At 69.5% G+C, this 6,646-nt stretch carries 8 protein-coding genes; 7 read left to right on the top strand and 1 reads right to left on the bottom strand.

Annotation, left to right across the window (positions count from 1 at the left end; translation table 11 throughout):
- Positions 1–150: 150 nt before the first annotated feature.
- From AC08ON_RS12630 to AC08ON_RS12605, 6 genes are all read left to right on the top strand, one after another.
- Positions 151–1,086 carry a recombinase family protein gene (locus tag AC08ON_RS12630; RefSeq protein ID WP_476606231.1) on the top strand — a complete coding sequence of 312 codons (936 nt, stop codon included), beginning with the start codon at positions 151–153 and terminating at the stop codon, positions 1,084–1,086.
- A gap of 9 nt (positions 1,087–1,095) precedes the next feature.
- On the top strand, positions 1,096–2,157 hold the full coding sequence (locus AC08ON_RS12625) for a recombinase zinc ribbon domain-containing protein (RefSeq protein WP_476617033.1): 1,062 nt from the start codon (positions 1,096–1,098) through the stop codon (positions 2,155–2,157).
- Complete coding sequence (locus AC08ON_RS12620) at positions 2,046–3,155, top strand: aminotransferase class V-fold PLP-dependent enzyme (RefSeq protein WP_476617036.1); 1,110 nt, start codon at positions 2,046–2,048, stop codon at positions 3,153–3,155. Before AC08ON_RS12625 ends, AC08ON_RS12620 begins: the two co-directional genes overlap by 112 nt.
- 212 nt (positions 3,156–3,367) lie before the next feature.
- Complete coding sequence (locus AC08ON_RS12615; protein WP_035730384.1) at positions 3,368–3,586, top strand: antitoxin; 219 nt, start codon at positions 3,368–3,370, stop codon at positions 3,584–3,586.
- Positions 3,583–3,993, top strand: coding sequence for a PIN domain-containing protein (locus AC08ON_RS12610; RefSeq protein ID WP_476606234.1), 411 nt, complete (start codon positions 3,583–3,585; stop codon positions 3,991–3,993). Before AC08ON_RS12615 ends, AC08ON_RS12610 begins: the two co-directional genes overlap by 4 nt.
- A gap of 400 nt (positions 3,994–4,393) precedes the next feature.
- On the top strand, positions 4,394–5,083 hold the full coding sequence (locus tag AC08ON_RS12605) for a response regulator (protein ID WP_476606235.1): 690 nt from the start codon (positions 4,394–4,396) through the stop codon (positions 5,081–5,083).
- 300 nt (positions 5,084–5,383) lie between these two features.
- On the opposite strand, the gene AC08ON_RS12600 is transcribed toward AC08ON_RS12605, so the two are convergent.
- Complete coding sequence (locus tag AC08ON_RS12600) at positions 5,384–5,794, bottom strand: hypothetical protein (protein ID WP_476617032.1); 411 nt, start codon at positions 5,792–5,794, stop codon at positions 5,384–5,386.
- Between the two features lie 114 nt (positions 5,795–5,908).
- Between AC08ON_RS12600 and AC08ON_RS12595 the strand changes: the two genes are divergently transcribed.
- Entirely contained in the window at positions 5,909–6,127 is a 219-nt protein-coding gene (locus tag AC08ON_RS12595) for a hypothetical protein (RefSeq protein WP_476617031.1), read from the top strand.
- Positions 6,128–6,646: the final 519 nt, after the last annotated feature.

The following is a 6,646-nucleotide window of genomic DNA, read 5'->3' as shown; positions in this document are numbered from 1 at the left end:
TACCTCCTGCTCCACGACGACAGCAGCGACCCGGCCCGCGCCCGATTGTCCCGCCGGTCGATGTGCCGTAGCGCTTTCCGCCGCCACCGGCGCCACGCATAAAACTCGGCCGCCACCCACGACCGGTACCGGCAGAAAAGGAAACGCGCCATGGCCCGTGCGACCTCGCGTCGAAAGAGCGCGAACCGCACGCCCCAGCCCGCCGCCGACCCGCTCGACACCATCCGCGTCGGGATCTACCTGCGGCGCTCCACCGACGACGAGCACCAGCCCTACTCCGTCGAAGCCCAGGAAGAACGACTCCGCTCCTACGTCGACTCCCAACCCGGCTGGGCCATCGCCCTCCGGTTCTCCGACGACGCCTCCGGCGCCACCACCGACCGCGACGACCTGCAACGCGCCCTGTCCGCGGCCCGCCACGGACTGATCGACGTGCTGCTCGTCTACCGCGTCGACCGGCTCTCCCGCAACCTGCGCGACACCGTCACCCTGCTCGAAGAACTCGACCAGGCCGGGGTCGTGTTCCGCTCGGCCACCGAGCCGTTCGACACCGCGACGCCGATGGGCCGCATGCTGCTCGCGATGCTCGCGATGCTCGCGATGCTCGCGCAGTTCGAGCGCGACACGATCATCGACCGGGTCATCGCCGGCATGGAACGCAAAGCCGTCAAGGGCCTGTGGATGGGCGGCAACCGGCCCTTCGGCTACCAGGTCGACCGCGCCAACTGGAAACTGCTCGCCGACGAGAAGGAAGCGCCCGTCGTCCGTCTGATCTTCAACCTCTACGTCCGCGACCGGCTCGGCACCCGCGCCATCGCCAAGACCCTCAACGAGCGCGGCCACCGCACCACCACCGGCGGACCCTGGTCCGGACACCAGGTGCTCCGCGTCCTGGACAACCGCGTCTACCTCGGCGAACTGACCTTCCGCGAGATCACCGTCACCGACACCCACGAACCGATCATCGAGGCGGCCCAGTTCGCCGAGGCCGAGAAGATCCTCACCATCCGCAGCGACGGGCACACCCACCGAGCCGCCAGCGACTCCGACTACTATCTCACCGGCCGGATGCGCTGCCCGCAATGAGCCAAAGCGATGCTCGGCTCCAACGCCGGGGGCCGCAACCGGACCTACCGCTACTACACCTGCTTCACCCGCCTGCGCTACAGCCGCGACCGCTGCGACGCCCCCCGCCTCGACGCCGACGCCCTCGACCAAGCCATCCTCACCGCACTCGCCGCCTTCTACCGCGACCACCAGCAGCTCATCGCCGACGCCGTCCACCACGCCCGCCAACGCCACCACGACGCCCACACCGACCGCACCGGCGAACTCGCCACCGTCCAGACCGACCTCACCCAGACCGACCAGGCCATCGACCGCTACCTGTCCGCCTTCGAGCGCGGCACCCTCGACGAAGAAACCCTCGCCACCCGACTCGCCGCGCTGCGCACCAAGCAAAAGCAGCTCCGCCGCCGACAGACCGAACTCACCGCCCAGATCGACGACGAACCCGTCATGCCCCCACGCGCCACCCTCAGCAAGATCGCAAACCACATCGATACGATCATCGAAGTCGGCACCGACCTTCAGCGCAAGGCCCTCGTCGAAGCCCTCATCCACGAAGTCAAGATCCTCGGCCCCGGACGGTTCCAACCAGTCTTCAAAGTCCCCAGACCCGCGCCGACCGAGGCCGCCGCAGCCGCCCTACCAGCCACAACGCCCCCGAAGGGAGCGGTTCGTACAATGCCAAACATGGTGGGGCGGGTGGGACTCGAACCCACGACCGACGGAAACACCGTCGCAACCACGACGTCCATACCGTCGGCACGGTGCCGCACGCGTCGTCGAGGTGTCACCCTGTTCCCGTGGACACACCGTCGATCCATCAGCCCCGCCAGCGCCGGTTCACCGACAGCGACGATCCCGGGCCGAACGAAGATCCCGAGCAGCTCCGGCTCTTCCACCGCTGGCGTGCGGCCCGGTCACCGTCGTCGGTGGTTCATCTCGACTCGGCCGGTGCGGCCCGCCCCAGTCGGGCCACGATCGCGGCCGAGGCCGCGTACCTGGAGCGCGAGAGCGCACTCGGCGCGTACGCCGCCGAGGTGGAGGCAGGCAGCGGGCTCCACGCCACGCGGGCCAGGCTCGTCAGCCTGATGGGCCCGGGACTCGACGCTGATGACCTGAGCTTCCACCATTCGGCGAGCGCGGCTTTCGCCAGCTTGCTGATGGCCTGGCGGCTCCCCGCCGGGGCGAGGATCGGCGTGGTACCAAGCGAGTACGGGTCCAACATGCTCGTACTCGCCGCCCGGGCGCTGCGCACCGCGGTCTCGCTGGTCGATCTTCCCGTCGACGAGACCGGGGTCATCGACGTCGAGACGCTCGACCGGGCCGGAGTAGCCTGCGCCGACGCACCCGGGCGCATCGGTCTCGTCGACCTCGACCTCGTGGTGTTTCCGCAGGTGCCAAGCCAACGGGGCATCGTTCAGCCGGCAGCCGCGATCGGTGCGCGCTGCGCGGCCGAAGGCGTCCCCCTGGTACTCGACGTGGCGCAGTCCCTCGGCCAGGTCGAGGTGCGCCAGACCGCGGCCAGCGCCTATATCGGAACGTCGAGAAAATGGCTCTGCGGGCCACGAGGAGCAGGATTTCTCGCCGTCCGGAAAGGCAGCGTCGATCTTCTTGATATCGCCGTGCCGAGCCTGCACAGCGCACGCTTCGACCGCAACGACCGTCCGGTTCCTCTCCCCGGACTGGCCCGGCTCGGGATAGGCGAGGCGGCGACCGTGTCCCGCATCGGCCTGGGGCAGGCCGTCACGGAACTGACGGATTCCGGCCCGTCACTTGTCTTCGCCCGCATCGCGCGGCTGGCCGGTCAGGGAAGACGCCTTCTCGACGGGGCCGGCGGCTGGCGGGTGCGCGAGGACCCAGATTCACCGTGCGGCATCATCACCATGCAACCGCCCCCCGGCACCGATCCGGTGGCCGTCCGGGACCGGCTCTACCGAGAGGACCGGGTGCTCACCAGTGCCATCCCCGTGGAGCGCTCCCGGGATCTCACCGGGCCGGTCCTCCGCGCGAGCGCGCACGTCTATACCGATCCGGCGGAGTTCGAAAGGCTGGCCATGGGGCTCGAACGCATCGCCTACGATCGTTGACGCCCCGGCGGCCACCTGCCCGCAGGCCGACCAGCCAGCGCGTCTTCGGCTGTCGCCGCCCTCGTACGTGCCGCCAGCACCGCCGCCTCATGCCACAGCGTGCCCGCGCTACCGCCATCTGACCGAGTCGGCAGCAGACACCTGGTATATACTATCGATAGCTATCATGTGCGGGAGGCGTTGTGGCGGACACGGCGATCGCGAGGCTCTTCATGCACGGCAGAAGCCAGGCAGTGCGGCTCCCGAAGGAGTTTCGGCTGCCCGGTGACCGGGTGCGCGTCCGGCACATGGGAGACGGCGTGCTGCTGGAGCCGATCGCGTCCGATGTCGACGCCTGGTTCGCCGAGCTGGACCGTTTCGTGGACGTGCCGCTGTTCGAGGACGGCAGGAACCAGCCGCCGACGCCCGCCGGGGAGGACTTCTTCGGGTGAACTGCCTCCTGGACACCAGCACTGTGGTCGCACTGCTGCGGAACAAGCCCGTCGGCGTGCGGGAACGGTACCGGGAGGCGGAAGCGTCAGAGGATTATCTCGCGCTCTCGTCGGTCGTCCTGTTCGAGCTGTGGTACGGCGTGGCGAAGAGCGCTCAGGTGCCGGAGAACACCGAGCGCCTGCGGATACTGCTCTCCGGTGACCTGGACCTGCTTGACTTCGATGACGAGGATGCCCGTGCTGCCGGCGAGGTGCGCGCCGCCCTGGGGAAGGCCGGGACGCCGATTGGCGCCTACGATCTGTTGATCGCCGGGCAGGCACTGCGGCGCGGGCTGACAGTCGTTACGGCGAACACCTCGGAGTTCAGCCGGGTCACCGGCCTGAGCTGGGAGGACTGGACGAGCTAGCCGTCGTCGGCGCCCGCTGCCGGGGTCGTGCGCACAGCACGGTCTGCCTGGCTCCAGGCACGCCGCTGGCGTAGCACCCATTGCCTGCGCCGACGCCGACGAACTCGCCGCGAGCCGCTAGCACGTCCGAGCCGCGCTCGGGCGTGGACGGCCGACGATCTACGATCGTCTTCTGATGGACGTGTCCCTCGTGACGCTCGCCACGCTGGGCCCTCCCCATGCTCCACCAGCCACCCGGTGGGGATCTGCTGAAATGGTTGGCGTCGCTGGATGCGGTGTCCCCGACGCACCCAGCGATCGGTGGCGCCCCCACGCTCCGCCAGCGGGCACCAACGCCCGTACGGCCTGACGAGGTCTGTCGCCTCGTGGCCGGCAAGTCCGGGAGAACGACTGGACCAGCATGAGCGTAGCGAACGGAACCACAGTACCCGCAGTACCTGGCGCCATCACCGTGGCGGCAGTAGACGATCACCCGATCGTGCTTCGCGGCCTCGCGGACCTCCTTCACGGCGTCGAGGACTTCAGGCTGATCGGCACCGCCCACTCCATCGAAGCCCTGCTGGCCGGCCCGGGGCGCGGCGCCCAGGTGATCCTGCTCGATCTCGATCTCGGCGATGGCACCGCGCCGCCCCATAACATCCAGCGGCTGCTCGCGGTGGACCGCGCGGTCGTGGTTTTCAGCGCCGCGGCGGCTCCCGCGACGGTTCGCGACGCGATGCGCGCCGGCGCGTCGGGCTTCGTCCCGAAGACCGACGACATCGAGGATCTGGCCACCGCGATCCGCGCCGCCGCCGCGGGAACGGGGTGGATCTCGCCGCAGCTGGCATTCCTGCTGCTCACCGATGACGCTACGGACAAACCGGATCTGTCGCCCAAAGAGGTAGAAGCACTGCGTCTCTATGCGACCGGAATGCCCATGAAGACGGTTGCCCACAAGATGAACGTCTCCCCGGAAACGGCGAAGCAGTACATCGATCGGGTCCGGTCGAAATACCGCAAGGCCGGGCGGGACGCGAGCACCAAGGTCGACCTCTACAAACTCGCGGTGGAAGACGGTCATCTCAACCCCGGTGCCGAGGGAACGGCCTGACCGCGCCACCAGAGTGATCACGAGGAGGTGGACCCGGCGCGCGCCCTCGCGCCACCCCCCGCACAGCGGGAGAGCGCGCGCCCGATCAAGGAACGGAACACCTCGGCGGACATCCCCTGGCCCGGCGGCCTGTCCTCCCTGTGTCCCCTTGCCTCCCCCGTGTCTCCTTGACCAGGAACATCCTCGCGGACAATGACGATTCGGTCATGACCCACATCCACCGAATCCGTTGTCCCCCGTCAAGGGGTCAGCGGAAGGACTTCGAAGCACGACCGCCGAGACCGGATCGATGCGGACAGGTCATCTTCGAGGGGGCTTCGTCCTCGGCTGGAGCAGCATCGCCCCGATCAGGGCGAGGAGGCCGGCGCCGAGGCACACCGCGATCCCTGCCTGTGGACGGATCGAGATTGCATCCGCGGAAATCGCGCGGAACGATGCGAGGGTCGGCGGCCCGTAGACCCGGTCCAGAGCGGTGATGATCACGATCAGAACTGCGATGATTCGGGCGAGGGCGACATCGATCGCACCGGCAAGCGGCCGACGCACCAACCGTCCCACCCCGATGGCACCGAGTATGACCGCCAGGACACCGATGGTGCGCCCGTCTCCAACCACGAGACCGCTGAACGTACGTGTCTCGTCGCCGCTGGACATCTCGCTCCACGGCAGGACGGAACCGATGCCGGCGCCGACGGCCGCCAGCACCACCATCAGTGCGGCGACCGGCCGGGGCGGGACGACCGGCCGGGGCGCGGTGGCCGGTGGGAAAGCGGACGGCGTCGGCTGTTCGGACGGCCTTGGCTGTTCGGACGGCCTCGACGGACGATGCGTCTCGGGCAAGGCCTGCGGACGCGGGACAACCGGCCGCGGCCCCGGGTCCGTACGCCGTTCCTGATCCTGCAGGTCATGGTCGTCACCCGCGCCCCGGTTCCGCCCGGGATGCGCGTGCAGTCGGCGGTCGAAGGCCTGGTCAGGGTAGGAGGCGGGGTAGGAATAGGCATCGGTCACCGGCTCGCCGCCCTGCCCCGCGCCGGAGACCGGTAGGGGCCACGCCTCGTCCCTCGTGCCGGAGGGCATCGGATCCGGCTTGAGATCGGGCCTGAGCTGTCGGCGCACCCGCATGGTCCGCGGGTCGGCGGAACGCGACGCCCGTGGACGACCACGATCATGATCGAGTACATGGTCATCCCCGTCGGTACGGGCGGCCGTCCGACGCCCAGCCGGGGCCTCCAGGGGGTCCCTTCCAGGTTCTCGATGATCCCGGACGGGAACGGGCGCCGGCACTCCTCGCGGCCGAGGACCCTCCTCAACGCCGGGAACGGGTGGCACCCTGGCACCGGAACCGGCGGAGGTCCTTGAGACTTCGCGCTCGAACCACGCGGGTCGGGGCGGTGTCGGCATCGGTGTCGGTGCCGGCGTTGGGGAGGCACTCGTACGGCCGGGCGTCGAACGCGCGGTTCCGGCCGAACTGACCGGATTCCCCGTGCGGCTCGGGGGAGGCGGTGCCGCGGGACTACCCGAACGGCTCGCGGCCGGTGACGCCGCCGCCGGGGTGGGCGGGGG

The organism is Frankia sp. CoWAU3 (assembly GCF_977971855.1).
This window is presented reverse-complemented; position numbering and strand designations above follow the sequence as displayed.